Annotated in this window: 10 protein-coding genes and 1 pseudogene; 5 read left to right on the top strand and 6 right to left on the bottom strand. The window is 58.0% G+C overall.

The window, feature by feature from the left end; all coding sequences use genetic code 11:
• Positions 1–24: 24 nt before the first annotated feature.
• Complete coding sequence (locus ACIOMO_RS02205; RefSeq protein WP_401237780.1) at positions 25–840, bottom strand: helix-turn-helix domain-containing protein; 816 nt, start codon at positions 838–840, stop codon at positions 25–27.
• 264 nt (positions 841–1104) lie between these two features.
• Between ACIOMO_RS02205 and ACIOMO_RS02200 the strand changes: the two genes are divergently transcribed.
• On the top strand, positions 1105–1377 hold the full coding sequence (locus ACIOMO_RS02200; RefSeq protein WP_053120469.1) for a DUF1652 domain-containing protein: 273 nt from the start codon (positions 1105–1107) through the stop codon (positions 1375–1377).
• 58 nt (positions 1378–1435) lie between these two features.
• On the opposite strand, the gene ACIOMO_RS02195 is transcribed toward ACIOMO_RS02200, so the two are convergent.
• The gene (locus ACIOMO_RS02195) at positions 1436–3910 is read right to left on the bottom strand and encodes a UvrD-helicase domain-containing protein (RefSeq protein WP_401237778.1); all 2475 of its coding nucleotides are present in this window, start codon (positions 3908–3910) and stop codon (positions 1436–1438) included.
• Positions 3911–4145: 235 nt separating this feature from the next.
• Here ACIOMO_RS02195 and ACIOMO_RS02190 point away from each other — a divergent pair, with 235 nt between their 5' ends.
• The gene (locus tag ACIOMO_RS02190) at positions 4146–4841 is read left to right on the top strand and encodes a pirin family protein (protein WP_400748500.1); all 696 of its coding nucleotides are present in this window, start codon (positions 4146–4148) and stop codon (positions 4839–4841) included.
• Between the two features lie 142 nt (positions 4842–4983).
• Here the strand turns inward: ACIOMO_RS02190 and pgm are convergent, their stop codons facing one another.
• The 4 genes and pseudogenes from pgm to ACIOMO_RS02170 all read right to left on the bottom strand — a co-directional run bounded on the left by pgm (position 4984) and on the right by ACIOMO_RS02170 (position 11219).
• Entirely contained in the window at positions 4984–6630 is a 1647-nt protein-coding gene (pgm, locus tag ACIOMO_RS02185; protein ID WP_053119941.1) for a phosphoglucomutase (alpha-D-glucose-1,6-bisphosphate-dependent), read from the bottom strand.
• A 106-nt stretch (positions 6631–6736) separates the two neighbouring features.
• Positions 6737–8137, bottom strand: coding sequence for a PLP-dependent aminotransferase family protein (locus ACIOMO_RS02180; protein WP_401237777.1), 1401 nt, complete (start codon positions 8135–8137; stop codon positions 6737–6739).
• Positions 8138–8186: 49 nt separating this feature from the next.
• Complete coding sequence (locus ACIOMO_RS02175) at positions 8187–9650, bottom strand: hypothetical protein (RefSeq protein WP_212549455.1); 1464 nt, start codon at positions 9648–9650, stop codon at positions 8187–8189.
• Positions 9651–10195: 545 nt separating this feature from the next.
• Positions 10196–11219: pseudogene (locus tag ACIOMO_RS02170) on the bottom strand (zinc-dependent alcohol dehydrogenase family protein).
• 270 nt (positions 11220–11489) lie between these two features.
• Here ACIOMO_RS02170 and ACIOMO_RS02165 point away from each other — a divergent pair.
• The 3 genes from ACIOMO_RS02165 (at position 11490) to ACIOMO_RS02155 (ending at position 14054) form a co-directional block, all read left to right on the top strand.
• On the top strand, positions 11490–12404 hold the full coding sequence (locus ACIOMO_RS02165; protein WP_053119932.1) for a LysR family transcriptional regulator: 915 nt from the start codon (positions 11490–11492) through the stop codon (positions 12402–12404).
• 166 nt (positions 12405–12570) lie between these two features.
• Positions 12571–13092 carry a sigma-70 family RNA polymerase sigma factor gene (locus ACIOMO_RS02160; RefSeq protein WP_401237775.1) on the top strand — a complete coding sequence of 174 codons (522 nt, stop codon included), beginning with the start codon at positions 12571–12573 and terminating at the stop codon, positions 13090–13092.
• Positions 13089–14054, top strand: a complete 966-nt coding sequence (locus ACIOMO_RS02155) for a FecR domain-containing protein (protein ID WP_401237774.1) — start codon at positions 13089–13091, stop codon at positions 14052–14054. Before ACIOMO_RS02160 ends, ACIOMO_RS02155 begins: the two co-directional genes overlap by 4 nt.
• The last annotated feature ends 149 nt before the right edge of the window (positions 14055–14203 follow it).

The following is a 14203-nucleotide window of genomic DNA, read 5'->3' as shown; positions in this document are numbered from 1 at the left end:
TGGCGTCGATCCTAGTGCGTGGGCTTAAGCGTTGTCTTGCGCGCGTGTCCGCAAAGAAATTTGTTTAACGTAGGCCTTCGGTGACTGGCCGGTGTGCTGACGGAAACAGCTGTAAAACGCCGACACCGAGTTGAATCCGGCAGCAAATGCTAATTCATCAATGCGCACGGGGGGCGTGGCGCCATCCAGCGAGCGCAACAAATGCTGCAACCGCGCCTGGTTTACGTAGCGATAGAAGCTTTGCCCCAACACCTGATTGAGCAGGTAAGAAATCTGATTGCGGCTGTACCCGCACTCCTTCGCCACTCGCTGCAGGTCGAGTGCGGGATCGAGATACGGTTGCTGCTTTTCGAAGTATTGCTGCAGATCTTCGGCCATGAAGCTCAGTTGCCGTGGCGACAAGCCCAGACGACTGACCGCCGGGCGCTGATTCGACGCTGAAATCCCGCCTGCCTGCGCACGCACCAGTGAGGCGTATTCGTTGACGCGCCAGATCAGTCCGTCCTTGACCGTGATCGCTTCACTGGAGCGGAACGACACCAAACCATCGCCGCCGCGCAATGTCACTTCGTATTGAATGAACGCGGTGTTGCCGTCGACGCGAATGCGGTCGCAATGCTCGAGCGCTTCGTCGGATTCTCGCGGCATGCTGACACGCACGTACTCGCGCAGGTCGTCGAGGCCGAGCACGCGATTCTGAAAGAAGTCGTTGTATTCGATGTCCGGGTGATACAGCGCCATGACGGCGTCCAGATCGCGGTGTTTCCAGCTCAGGTGATAGCGCATGACCGTGGTGGCCGTGGCCTCGGTCCGTTGTGGGCCGTCGTCGTCGGCGTGCATAAAAGGCTCGGCGAAAAGAAACCGAGCTTGCCCAACTTCGCCTCGGGCAGCAATGGCCAATCGATAGTGGCCATTTGGCGATAAGTGCATTTGGCGTGACGCACATCAAAAAACCGGTCGCAATCGCCAAATGAACTGAAAAATCTCACAGAAAATTCACATCCGGATGCTACTTTTAAGTCCTGACACTGGTTGAGCCAATGAAGGCTCTTCCCACCTACCATGAGCAAAAGGAAACGCTCGATGATGAAGGCGGGCAACAACATGAATAAAGGGTCAAGCAAAGTCACGTTCCCCAACGCTTGCCAGCTGATGCGCTGGCATTTTCATCCCATGGGTTTCGAGGCCACGATGGACGCGCCGGGCAGCATGGTCGCGCGTCTGTTTGATCGCGCCAGCGGCGAAACCCTGATCGCCATCGCCGGCATCCCGTGTGCAACGGTGATGAATGCGGCGGATGTCGAGCGGATGATTGAAGCGGTGGAGGATGAGCTTGAAGCTTTCATACCACCTGAATCTCTCAGGAGTTATGCATAAGCTTTTGATTGACAAAGAAAAGCCCGCCGTTAAGCGGGCTTTTTTGTGGGCGAAGGTTTCAGGCGGTTCGGCTTTCTGCGCGGTGATCGACAAAGAACGCCTTGCCTTTGGCCACCCGCTCGGACGCTCGCGGCATATTCACCGCTTGGCTTTCCTGTGGTTCGACGTACCAATAGCAATGGCTGACGGCGCGGGTGATGCCGACGTAAGCCAGGCGCAGGATTTCATCTTTTTGCGCGCTGTCGTAAGGCTCGCTGTCGCCGCTTTTGCCTAGACCGGCCATGCGGTAAACCTGATTTTTGTACGGCGAACTGGTCAAGTGCTGACAATCGCCGAGCAAAAACACCGCATCGGCCTGCAAGCCTTTGGCGCTGTGATAGGTCAGTTGTTTCAGGCGCCGAGCTTCGTATGGCAAGCTCGAATCCACATTAACTACAGACTGAATGTGCTGCTCTATCAATAACTTATCGCTGCTTTTTCGATAGAGCATCAAGATCGAATCGCCCTGACGGTAGTGTTCGGCGAGGCGCTGACCAAGACCTTGGTCATCTCGCTCCAGCACATTAACCGGTTGTAGTGGTTTGGGCTCGCCGCTGGACTTGGCTTTCTTGCCGGGGATCGCCGGCGCTGCGCGAACGATGTGCTCGGCGGCGTCGATGATGTGCTGGTGGCTGCGATAGTTGTCGCTGAGCATGACCCGCGTGGTGCTCGGCGACGGGAATTCCTTGTTGAACTCCATGAAATAACTCGGCGAACTGCCCCGCCAGCCATAGATCGACTGCCAGTCATCACCCACACACAGCAACGACGAGCGTTGCGCACCCCGCCCGACGTGCATGGCCGGGCCTCGGCTGCGAATCTCCGTGAGGCTCGCGCGAATCCACGAGACGATCTGCGGCGATACGTCCTGAAACTCGTCGATCATCAGGTGCGACATCGGTCGCAGCAGCTCATCGCTGAGCAACTTGAGGTTCTCCGGCGAGTGTTCGCTGAACAGCGCAAACATACGGTTGTAGGTCATCACCGGCGGCTTCTGATCCAGCAGATGATCTTCCAGCGCACGCCAGAACAGGCTCAAGGCCTCGAAAAAGAACCGATCCGGGTCTTCCTTGGCGAAACTCATGCGGCCTACGGCGTCCGGCACGTCCAGTCCCAGGTTCTCGATAAAGCCGGCGGCGGCGACGAAACAATCGAGTAGCGGCGCGGAAGCGAGTTCGCCTTTGACCTTGTAATCAAAGCCCGGACCCGCGCTGGCATCACCGGCCAACGTGGCCAATACGCGCTTCGATGATTCGTAGGAATCTATCCATATCAATGGTTTACGACAGAAAGCTTGAAACAGGGTTCGCTTAACCGCCCATTCTGCGCGGATAGAGAGTTTGGCGTTTGGCCGACAGATCTGGGCGTTTTCGCGCGGATCAAAGCCCAGTACCACCCACGCGTCGATGCTTGGAATATAGCCATGGGCATGGAATTTAGCGCCATTGATGTCGAAGGTCTGGCGGTTCGGTTCGATGCCTTTGATCGGCCAGGCGCCCGCGCGAAACCATAGATCCTCAATGGCGTCGCAGAGTTCTTCGTCGCGCTTGGCCGCCAGCTCGGTTACCGCCGCGCGCTTCTGCACATCTGGGTGATCGCGTTCCAGCTCTTTAAGCTGCAACGCCGCGCGAGACAGCGGCTGTATCAATTCGCGGAAACGTTCATCGCGAGTAAACAGGCGGTGATAACAGGCATTGAGCTGCTGACGCTGGGCGTCGTTGATGCGCAGGTCGAAAGGGTTGCTGTCGACCTCTTCATCGCTGCCCTGCGGGCGAGTGCTGAGGTTTTCGAAGGCTTGCAGGCGTTCGAACCCCGGCAGGCTGCGCACCATCGGCAAAATGCGCGAGTGAAAGGTGCGCACCAGTTCGCGCGCCTGTTTCGGGCTCAATGCCTTCCCCCAGAGCGCGAACATTTCCATCAGCTTATTGATGAAGTCTTTGCGCGACTCTCGGGTGAAGGTCACCACGGTCATCGAATCCAGCTCAAAACCCAGATAGTGCGTGAGCAGCAGAATGCGCAGCACCAGCGTGGTCGACTTGCCTGCCCCGGCGCCGGCAACCACTGAAGTGGACGGCGTTTCGCTGAAGATCATCTTCCATTGCGCGGCACTCGGTTGCGCCTTTTCGGGAAGCAACCGAGCGACATCGGCTTTGATGCGTTTCTTCAGCTCGGCGGTCAGTGGCAAACGCCAATCATCGAACAAGTGGTTGTCGATGCTCGGCGGTCGATGCTCGGTGTTGCGGCTGTCGCGAATCAGCAGAACCTGACGGCCTTCCTCCAACCCTTCAAGCTTGCCTTCGTTAAAACCGTATTCGACGCCAGCGGTGTGCCCGCTGCGAAAGCCGTCGGCCTGGCCATGCAGCCACGACGCGCGGTGTTGAGCGCGTAAACGGGTCAGGCCGTGGCCGAAGAAACGCGCGGCTAAACGCTTGAACCAAGGCATCTCGGCCAGAGGACGAAGTTCGGGAGGTAGATCGGGGGTTTGTTGCGCCACGCTGACGACTCCAGGGTGTGAGGCTGTTGGCTCTATGGTGTCTGCATTTGCCGTCGAGTTCTAGCGAAATGCTTGCAGGTCATTGGTTTAGGCGATGAATTGAAGGTTGTGCTTAATCATTTTTACGCAGTTTTCTATCGATTGATTCGATGGTAATGCCGCAGTTTTTACGCTTTTTATCGATGTTTGGCTGATGGATGATGGCCGTCATAAACCACGTTTTCAGGAGACGATCATGCTCGAACTCAGACCCTTCAGCTCGCTGGGCGGCGCCCATCACGGCTGGTTGGATGCCCATCACCATTTTTCGTTTGCCGAATACTACGATCCGCAACGCATGAACTGGGGCAACCTGCGGGTGTGGAACGACGACGTGATCGCCGCTGGCACAGGCTTCCCGCAGCACCCGCATCGCGACATGGAAATCATCACCTATGTGCGTGAAGGTGCAATTACCCACCAGGACAATCTGGGCAACAAGGGCCGCACCGAGGCTGGCGACGTGCAGGTCATGAGCGCTGGCACCGGTATTGCGCACAGCGAGTACAACCTGGAGGCGCGTGACACCAAGATCTTTCAGATCTGGATTTTGCCGACCGAGACTGGCGCACCGCCGTCGTGGGGTGCCAAGCCGTTCCCGAAAGGTCAGCGCGAAGGTTTTGTGACGCTGGCGAGCGGTAAGGACGGCGATGATCAGAGCCTGCGGATTCGCGCCGATGCGCGTTTGGTAGCAGCGAATATCAAGGCTGGGGAAACGGCGGAGTATCGTCTGGATGAAGGGCGCCGGGCGTATCTGGTACCCGCGACTGGCGTGATTGAGGTCAATGGTTTGCGGGCAGAAGCGCGGGACGGTGTGGCGGTTGCGCAAGAGCGAGTGTTGACGGTCACGGCGATTGAAGACAGCGAGATTGTGCTGGTTGATCTGGCTTAAGTGGCAGGCATGAAAAAGGGGTGACCATTTTGGTCACCCCTTTTTTGCATCTGACATACGGCCCTGTGGCTGAGTGTCTTTGTGGTGAGGGGATTTATCCCCTCACCACAGATGCATTACCTACAAAGTGTGCAGGCCCAGGTTACTTAGTGGAAATCGCCCCATCCACCAACGTCTGCGCCTCTGCCACCAGTTGCTTGAGGTGGTCGTCGCCAATAAAGCTTTCAGCGTAGATCTTGTAGATGTCCTCAGTGCCCGACGGACGCGCCGCGAACCAGCCGTTCTCGGTCATCACTTTCAAACCACCGATCGCCTGATCATTGCCCGGCGCATGACTCAGAATGCTCTGAATCTTCTCGCCCGCCAGTTCAGTCGAGGTCACTTGCGTCGGCGACAACTTGCTCAGCAAAGCCTTTTGTTCCGGATTTGCCTTGGCGTCTACGCGCACCGAGAACGGTTCGCCCAGTTCATCGGTCAATGCACGGTAAGCCTGACTCGGGTCGCGACCGGTACGGGCAGTCATTTCCGCTGCCAACAGGGCCGGAATCAGACCGTCCTTGTCAGTGCTCCAAACGCCGCCATCCTTACGCAGGAACGATGCACCGGCGCTCTCCTCACCGCCAAAACCCAGCGAGCCGTCGAACAGACCGTCGGCGAACCATTTGAAGCCGACTGGCACTTCGTACAGACGACGACCCAGACGCTTGGCCACGCGATCGATCAAGCCACTGCTGACCACGGTTTTACCCACGCCAGCATCGGCGCGCCATTGCGGACGGTTCTGGAACAGGTAATCGATGGACACGGCGAGGTAATTGTTCGGCGCCAGCAAACCACCGGACGGCGTGACGATGCCGTGGCGGTCGTGATCCGGATCGCAAGCGAAAGCCACGTCGAAACGCTCTTTCAGACCGATCAGACCTTGCATCGCATGGCTGGACGATGGGTCCATGCGAATCTGACCATCCCAGTCGACGGTCATGAAACGGAAGGTCGCATCAACTTCTTTGTTTACCACTTCCAGATCCAGACGATAGTGCTCGGCAATCGCCGACCAGTAGCGCACCCCTGCTCCGCCCAACGGATCCACGCCCAGACGCAGTTTGGCGTCACGAATGGCGTCGAAGTCGATCACGTTGATCAGGTCGGCGACGTAGGTGTTGAGGTAATCATGGCGGTGCGTGGTGCTGGCCTTGAGCGCTTGCTCGTAGCTGATGCGCTTTACGCCCGCCAGTTTGTTCGCCAGCAACTCGTTGGCCTTGGCTTCGATCCACTTGGTGATGTGGGTATCGGCCGGGCCGCCGTTGGTTGGGTTGTATTTGTAGCCGCCGCTTTGTGGCGGGTTGTGCGACGGCGTAATAACCACGCCGTCCGCCAGGCCAGTAGTACGGCCACGGTTGTAGCAAAGAATCGCGTGGGAGATCGCCGGCGTTGGTGTGTATTCATCACCTTCGGCGATCATGACGGTCACGCCGTTGGCGGCCAGTACTTCCAGCGCGCTCGCCCCGGCCGGGGTCGACAATGCGTGAGTGTCGATGCCGACAAACAGCGGGCCGGTGATGCCCTGGGCTTCGCGGTACAGGCAGATTGCCTGGCTGATGGCCAGAACGTGCCATTCATTGAAACTCAAATCAAAGGAACTGCCCCGGTGTCCGGACGTGCCGAACGCCACGCGCTGGGTCGAAATCGATGCATCAGGCTGGCCGGTGTAATAGGCCGTTACCAGTCGCGGGATATCGACCAACAATTCTGCCGGTGCCGGTTTGCCCGCAAAAGGACTGAGTGTCATGCAAAACCTCTGAGATCGAGTGGTTCAGGAAATACAGCGCAGTTTACTGGCAGTATGACCACAGCGCGATGGGATCTATCCGGCACATCGCAGAAGTTTTCTAACGTCACTCGGCGGGCGCAAGGCGCAAGGCGTCACCGACAAGCCCGACCACGCTGGCCAGATCATGATCGCTGTGACTGATCGCGCTTAAGCGCAGGTGCTGCGCGTGCTGTCGATGCAGGCTGAACAACTCGCCGGGGGCAATCACAACCTGTTGCCTGAGCAAGTCATGAAACACCTCGCTCATGTTCACCGTCCGCAGCGACCGAACCCACACCGTCGCCCCGCCCTGTGGCTCGACTATCTGCAAGGCATCGCCCAAACGCTCGCGCAACAGCTGAATCAGGTGGGTTCGGCGTTCCTTGAGTAACCGCCGCAACACCAGCAAATGCTGATCGATGCGCCCACTCGCATATAAACGCGCGATGGCTTTTTGCCGAGTGACCGACAAGCGGAACGAGCGCAGCAGAAAATGCCGCTGCAATTCGCTTCGCCACTGACGTGACAGGACGAAACCGTACGGGGCTTCGGCGCCGATGATCTTGTCGAAAGCGGAAAACACCAGCAAACGCTCGGGATCCAGCCAGTCGCGTAACCGCTGGCCATCGTGCTCGTCTGCCAGCTCACTGCAACAGTCATTTTCCAATACCCAGGTGCCCTGCTCCGCGAGTAATTTTGCAATCAATTGCCGATTGGCCGTCGGCGCGGCGCTGCCATGCGGCAGATTCAATGCCGAAGACAATAAAATCAGTCGCACAGGTTCAGTCTTGAGCAACGACGCCAGCCATTGAGGATCCAGTGCGCCATCGATCTGCAACGGCAACTCGATGACGCGTACCTCGGCCGCCTCGAACAGACGCAGTATCACCCAATCACAGGGTGACTCGACCAGAACCGTGGCCTGGCGCAATTCCAGCACGGCGATGAGTATTTCCAGCACGGCGCGTAGATCAGCGCCGATGTAGACGTCATCGGCATGCCAGCAATGGGTCGATGAAGTGGTGTAGCGCGCCGCCAGAACCGTGCGCAATTCCAGTTCACCACAGGGTTGCAGCAGCAATTGTGGCTGGCGCGGGTATTGCCGCAGCAACTCTCTTTCCAGCATCAGCAAAGGACTGTCCAGCGGTTGCAGTGACGCCGGATCGTCGGTGCTCAACACGCACATGCCCGGGCGCCGGGCGTTGACATAGACAGCCTCTAGCAGATCGCTGCCATTGGCCGGCGGCACCAGGAGCGAGCGGGCTTTTGCGTAATAACCGGACTTGGCTATCGAGTAAACCCGCCCTTCCTTCTCCAACAGCGAATACGCGTATTGAATGGTCGAGATCGACACCTTCAAGCGATCCGCCAATTGGCGCAACGACGGCAATCGCATGGCGCCAGCGGCGTCGGACTCGTTAATCACCGACGTCAGGTAGCGGTAAACCGCTTGGTAAGCAAAATCGTTTTCACGCAAGACCTTCATGAGCCCTCATCCATAGGCATTGGCGCAATATGTGCCAAAAGGCTCAAGTTCAACCTTCCGCCGACCGGTCACCCGCAACGACATCCGCCTCGCTGGCATCGGCGCGAGAGCCTGATGCTTCAGTCGATTGCGGCATGTGAATCGGCCCCATAGCGTACAAACGGCTGATCAGTTTGACCGGCAATCCGCTGACGTCGGTCATCCACTTCATGACCTGTTCCGGCGCACTCGAGCCCTGCATGGCGCGGTGCAGGTCAGGCAATGCCACCAGCATGCCGGGGTGGCACTTGCGCAGAAACCGCTCGAGCCCGGCGCCGTGATCGATGAACGGCGCAAACAACAGGCACGTGAGTTGGGTTTCACTGATTGCGAACGTCGCTTGCAGGTGATTGGCCGCTTGAATGCGCCGCTGCTCGAGGTCGAGCAAGTTGCCGAAATTGGCCAGCAACTGCTCACACACCGGTTCGGGCACCTGTTTGAGGCGCATCGTCAACAGGCTTTCCTGCAAATATTCGCTGATGCCGGCCTCGTACGTCCGCCCCTCGATCACGCACGCCTGCAAACCTTGAAGATGCGCGGCAAGCAGCGGCTCAACGTAGTCGTTGTCGCTGTGATACAGCGCCAGATCGTCGGCCTGGAACCCGAGAAAATCACTGAGCAAAGGCCAGCGCTCTTCAAGTTTTCCGACAATCATGTCGTTGATAGCGATAAAACTGGTGCGGCGACAGGCCTCAAACTTGCCCTCCGGGCGCCATGGCAGGTGCTCACCGTCCGCATGAAAATGGCGGTAGAAATCTGGGCCAAGACCGTCGAGCAACGGGAATAAAGCATCAAAACCACCGTGCTCAGCAGGCAAACCACCGATTTCGGCCTTCAGCGCAGCGCGATTCAACCCTTCGAGAAACTGCTGTTGTCGGCGCGGTGTTTCAGCACCAATCATCGCATCGACGCCATTGTTCCAGCGGGCGATCTGGCTGTAGAACTCCGCCGTAGCCAGGTAGGCGTCGTCCCACAGTTCAAGGGGCTCATCCCATGTGCGGCGATGGCCGACCATCAACAGATTGACGCGATTGGCTTCACGACTGTCCTCGCTGGCGGGCGTCTGATAATCGAACGGCAGCACCTCGCGATGATCCACCATCAACAGTTCAACCCGAGGATCGTCATACAGAAACAGTGCGCTGTAGCTTCGGTGCATGTTCTGCAAGGCGAAAGGACTTGTGCCGTTCCAGCGCAGGTTGGCCACGCGCAACTGGAATGTCGCCGGTGAACGACTGGCCAGGCTCAACTGCGCGGCCCGCAGCAGGGCCAGCGTGTAACAGCTGTCCCGGGAGCCCGACTGGACGACCAGCACCTTGAAATGACCGATGTTTTCCATGCCGCCAGCGGCCACCAGCAGTCGCTGCATCAATAGCTGCAACGCCGTACGTTCTGCGCGTGAGAAGAAGCTCAGCAAACGCTGCAGGACTTGCTGGTAGACATAATTCATTGCCTGATCATGGATCGTGCTCATCGGTATTTACCCGGTATCAATAGTTTCATGCTGCGCAGACTGAATGCTCGGTCGCACAACAATTCATCAATAAGTAATAGACGCTCAAATGCTAACACTTACGCAATCGTAGTTATTTGAAACACTTGAACAGTTAAGACCCCACCAACGCCCACACCACGGGCTTCAACCGATTGTTAAATAACGGTATTTTTTTGTGGAAAATATTCCTAGGAAACTTCCCACAACAGCCCACGACAATTGAGTACAAGAAAAAAGGACGCAACTTCGGAATAGCCCTACAACAATTAAACAGAAATTGACACGACCAGCAGAAGTAGCCGTTTGATATTGCACAGGGCAAATAGAATGCACAGCCATGGCTCATTCCTTGAGATGAAAGTAATCATTCAATTATCAGGGCTTATATAGCGATTAGAAGATACAGATCGAGAGCAAAAACCAGTTCAGTTGCTGAATGGCCCTACACGCATCACGCGCAGGCAGTCTCTTTTTGGGGGATAAACGCAAAGAGTCCGTGGGGCCACGGACTCTGTTCAGCAGTGTCAGGCCGGTTCGACCTGCAGGGCGACCCGTTCGCGACATGGGCATTCATCCATGTAGCGGTGTGCTTCGACAAACTCATCGAACGGGAACACCCGAGTCTTGAGCGGTAGCAGCACACGATCAGCGGTCAGCTGGTTGATGTCACGCAAGGCACGTTGCAGCGCCACGGAATCCTGCGTGATGCCCAGCTCCGGTTTGCCAGTGAAGTTGCCGATGCAGTGCACAAAGAATTGAATGTTCTTCTGGAACGCTGCACACGCCGGGAATGGCGTCTGGTTGCCACCTTGCAGACCGTACAACACCAGGCTGCCACGCGGGGCGAGAACGTCCACCGAGCAACGACATCTGCGGGCCACCCAGGCCATCGAACACTACGTCAACGCCACGGTTGTCGGTGATCTTGTTGATCCGCATCAGCAGATCTTCTTCCTCGGTGACGATGACTTTCTCGGCACCCAGCGACAGCAGATATTCACGTTCTTCCGCGGTTTTGGTCGCGGCAATCACGCGTACACCCAAGGCTTTGCCCAGTTGTACAAAAGACGGCCCGGCACAGTGGCTGGCGTCAGTGACCAAGGCGAATTGCCCCGGTTTGACCCGCGCCAGATCGGCGTAGGCAAAATAGGCAATCAGCAGCGGCGTGTAATGCACGCTGGCTTCTATCGGGCTGAGGACGTCTGGATAACGGGTCAGCGCGGTACGCGGCAGCAAGATCTGCTCGCCGTAAACCGGATAATCGTTGGCGCTCTCGGCCGGAAAACTGGCCACCTTGTCGCCTACCGACAGATCATCGACACCGTCACCGACGGCGGTGACCACACCGGCCATCTCGTGACCGAGGCCTGCAGGCAAACGTGCCTGAGACGAGGCCAGGTTCTGACGCCAGAGCGTGTCATACCAGCTGATGCCGATCGCTTCGACACGTACCTGCACTTCGCCAGGACCTGGCTGAGCGGCCGCATGCTCTTCGCATTTGAGCACCTCGGCGGGACCAAACTTGTGAAAACGGATCGTGCGGGACATCGCAAACCTCGTCAAAGTAACCTCTAATGCCATGAACTCTATCTGGGCTTTTAACCCAAGACTATCAGTGGCTATTAATAGTCGACATGCCTGTCATTGATTCCGCAGTATGGGCGGCATTGGCACAATCCAGCAAAAAATCACTGCCACCGGCTCGGTAAAGCTGAATTTTCCGGTGCAGAGTACCAGCCTTTCCCCGTAAGATTCATGCCGGCCATTGTTCTCATATGGCCGCTCTCGTCAAGCTTGATGACTCTGCCAGGACTCCAGATGAATCGTAATGACCTGCGTCGTGTCGACCTGAACCTGTTGATCGTATTCGAAACATTGATGCACGAACGCAGCGTGACCCGGGCGGCGGAAAAGCTGTTTCTCGGTCAACCGGCGATCAGTGCGGCGCTCTCGCGCCTGCGTAGCCTGTTCGATGACCCGTTATTTGTACGCACCGGGCGCAGCATGGAGCCGTCTGCCCGCGCGGTGGAAATCTTCGCCCTGCTCTCGCCGGCCCTCGACTCGATTTCCACGGCCGTCAGCCGCGCGGCAGAATTCGACCCGGCGACCAGCACCTCGGTGTTCCGCATTGGTTTATCCGATGACGTCGAGTTCGCCCTGCTGCCGATGCTGCTTAAACGCCTTCGCGCTGAAGCGCCCGGCATCGTCTTGGTGATCCGTCGCGTCAACTACATATTGATGCCGGGCCTGTTGGCTTCCGGCGAAATCTCCATTGGCGTCAGCTACACCACCGACCTGCCGGCCAACGCCAAACGCAAGGTTTTGCGTCGCAGCGCGCCTAAATTGCTGCGCGCCGATACCGTGCCGGGGCCGTTGAGTCTGGATGATTACTGTGCGCGGCCGCATGCGCTGGTGTCGTTTGCCGGCGACCTCAGTGGCTTTATTGATGAAGAACTGGAAAAGCTTGGCCGCAAACGGCATGTGGTGCTGGCCGTGCCGCAGTTCAACGGGCTCAGCACGTTGCTCGCGGGCACTGACATCGTCGCGACCGTGCCGGATTACACGGCGGAAGCGCTGACGGCGGCTGGCGGGGTGCGAGCGGAAGATCCGCCGTTGCCGACGCGCACGTTTGAGCTGCACATGGCTTGGCGTGGGTCGCAGGATAATGATCCGGGTGAGCGGTGGTTGCGGTCGCGGATTCAGATGTTCTTTGGTGATCCGGACAGCCTCTAGAACCCACCGTCGATGGTGACGTCGTCGCTGACACCTCAGCGACGTTAGCCTCTTTGCGCCAACCTCTGCTGCGAAAATTCCTACGCACACTTCTTGCCGCCACACCCAGCCGATATATATGATAAGGATTATCATTTGTACCATCCTTATCCGGCGCCCTCCTACGATGCTTCCATCTCCACAAACCAGTTTCTGCGATGTCGCTGTGCTCTATCGCCAGCAGCACGGTTGGTTACAGAACTGGCTACGGCGTCGGCTCAATTGCTCGCAGAGTGCGGCTGATCTGGCACAGGACACGTTCATGCGCCTGCTGGCCAAGGAGCAAGTGCCCGAGTTGCATGCCCCGCGCACCTTTCTGGCGAAGGTGGCACAGAGTGTTCTGTGCAATCACTACCGCCGACAAAAACTCGAACGCGCTTACCTTGAAGCACTGGCAGCGATGCCCGAGCAGGTCGCGCCGAGCCTGGAAACTCAGGCCATTCTGCTGGAAACCCTGATCGCCCTCGACGCTGCGCTCGAAGGTCTTGAGCGCCCGGTGCGTGAGGCGTTTCTGTTGTCGCAGATGGACGGTTTGAGTCACGGTGAAATTGCCGCGCGGCTCGACGTTTCGATCACCACGGTCAAGCGCTACATCATCAGGGCCGGGGCGATGTGCATCATGCTCGACGATAGCCTCGACCTGCCATGAACCGCGAAGATACTTTGGCGATTTCCGGCGACGTCGCCGAGCAGGCCATGCACTGGCACCTTGAGTTGCAGGAGCCCGAGGTCAGCGAAGCGACGCTCGCGGCGTGGATGCGCTGGCGTCAGGCGCACCCGGTGCACGAGCACGCCTGGCAACGGGCGGAAGTGTTCGCACGACGCATGCGCGACCTGCGCAGCCCCGACCAGCGTCCCCTCGCCCACGCCGCCCTGCGACCCACGCTGTCACGGCGTTCGGCGCTCAAGCAGTTGAGCGTTTTGTTTGCGGCCGGTGCCGGTGCCTGGGCCATGAAAGACACGGCGTTGGTGCAAGACTGGCGCGCGGATTACTACAGCCAGGTTGGCGAGCAAAAGAGCTTTACGCTGGCCGATAACACGCAAATCCAGCTCAACACCGACAGCGCAATCAACGTGGTTTTTGAACGGGAATCGCGGCGCATCAAGTTGCTGCGCGGCGAGCTGCTGGTCACCCGCGCCGATGGCCGATTGTTGTCGGTGGACACCGCTCAGGGTCGACTGGAATCCGCACTCGCGCGCTTCAGCGTCAGACAGCGCGCCGGTTTCACTCAGGTCAGCGTTTATCAGGGCACGTTGGCGATCAACCCTTCCCGTATGCCGCATCAGCCCATCGCACTCAAGGCCGGCGAACAAATCAGTTTCAGCGCCGGGGAGATTTTCAGCAGGCAAGTCATTGCACTTACCACGCCGGCCTGGAGTCAGGGCATGCTGGTCGCGCAAGGCCAACGTCTGGCCGACTTCCTCGAAGACCTGAGCCGTTATCGCCAGGGCCATCTGGCCTGTGATCCGCGTTTGGCCGACCTGCGGGTTTCCGGCACCTTCCCCCTCGGCAACACCGAGAAAATCATCTTCGCCGTCGCCGACACTTTGCAGCTCGATGTGCAGCAATTCACTCGCTACTGGGTGACGTTGAAACCGCGCACCGCCTGATACTGAAAAATATTCGCATTTGGGTGGTCCGATTTCGATTCTCGCGAGACTTAAACCCCAGACATTCAATTCAATGGGGAAGCAACTCGTGAATCTCACCGCACGCAAACGCCAGGGCTGGCAATTCTCGATCAAACAGAAACTGGCCG

This window comes from Pseudomonas sp. NPDC087804, from assembly GCF_044742965.1.
Taxonomy (GTDB): domain Bacteria; phylum Pseudomonadota; class Gammaproteobacteria; order Pseudomonadales; family Pseudomonadaceae; genus Aquipseudomonas; species Aquipseudomonas rustica.
This window is presented reverse-complemented; position numbering and strand designations above follow the sequence as displayed.

Excerpts from the sequence above, each read along its gene's own strand:
- ACIOMO_RS02205 (WP_401237780.1), bottom strand. The coding sequence starts at position 840 with ATGCACGCCGACGACGACGGCCCACAACGGACCGAGGCCACGGCCACC.
- ACIOMO_RS02165 (WP_053119932.1), top strand. The coding sequence starts at position 11,490 with ATGAATCGTAATGACCTGCGTCGTGTCGACCTGAACCTGTTGATCGTA.
- ACIOMO_RS02190 (WP_400748500.1), top strand. The coding sequence starts at position 4,146 with ATGCTCGAACTCAGACCCTTCAGCTCGCTGGGCGGCGCCCATCACGGC.
- ACIOMO_RS02155 (WP_401237774.1), top strand. The coding sequence starts at position 13,089 with ATGAACCGCGAAGATACTTTGGCGATTTCCGGCGACGTCGCCGAGCAG.
- ACIOMO_RS02175 (WP_212549455.1), bottom strand. The coding sequence starts at position 9,650 with ATGAGCACGATCCATGATCAGGCAATGAATTATGTCTACCAGCAAGTC.
- ACIOMO_RS02200 (WP_053120469.1), top strand. The coding sequence starts at position 1,105 with ATGAATAAAGGGTCAAGCAAAGTCACGTTCCCCAACGCTTGCCAGCTG.
- pgm (WP_053119941.1), bottom strand. The coding sequence starts at position 6,630 with ATGACACTCAGTCCTTTTGCGGGCAAACCGGCACCGGCAGAATTGTTG.
- ACIOMO_RS02160 (WP_401237775.1), top strand. The coding sequence starts at position 12,571 with ATGCTTCCATCTCCACAAACCAGTTTCTGCGATGTCGCTGTGCTCTAT.
- ACIOMO_RS02180 (WP_401237777.1), bottom strand. The coding sequence starts at position 8,137 with ATGAAGGTCTTGCGTGAAAACGATTTTGCTTACCAAGCGGTTTACCGC.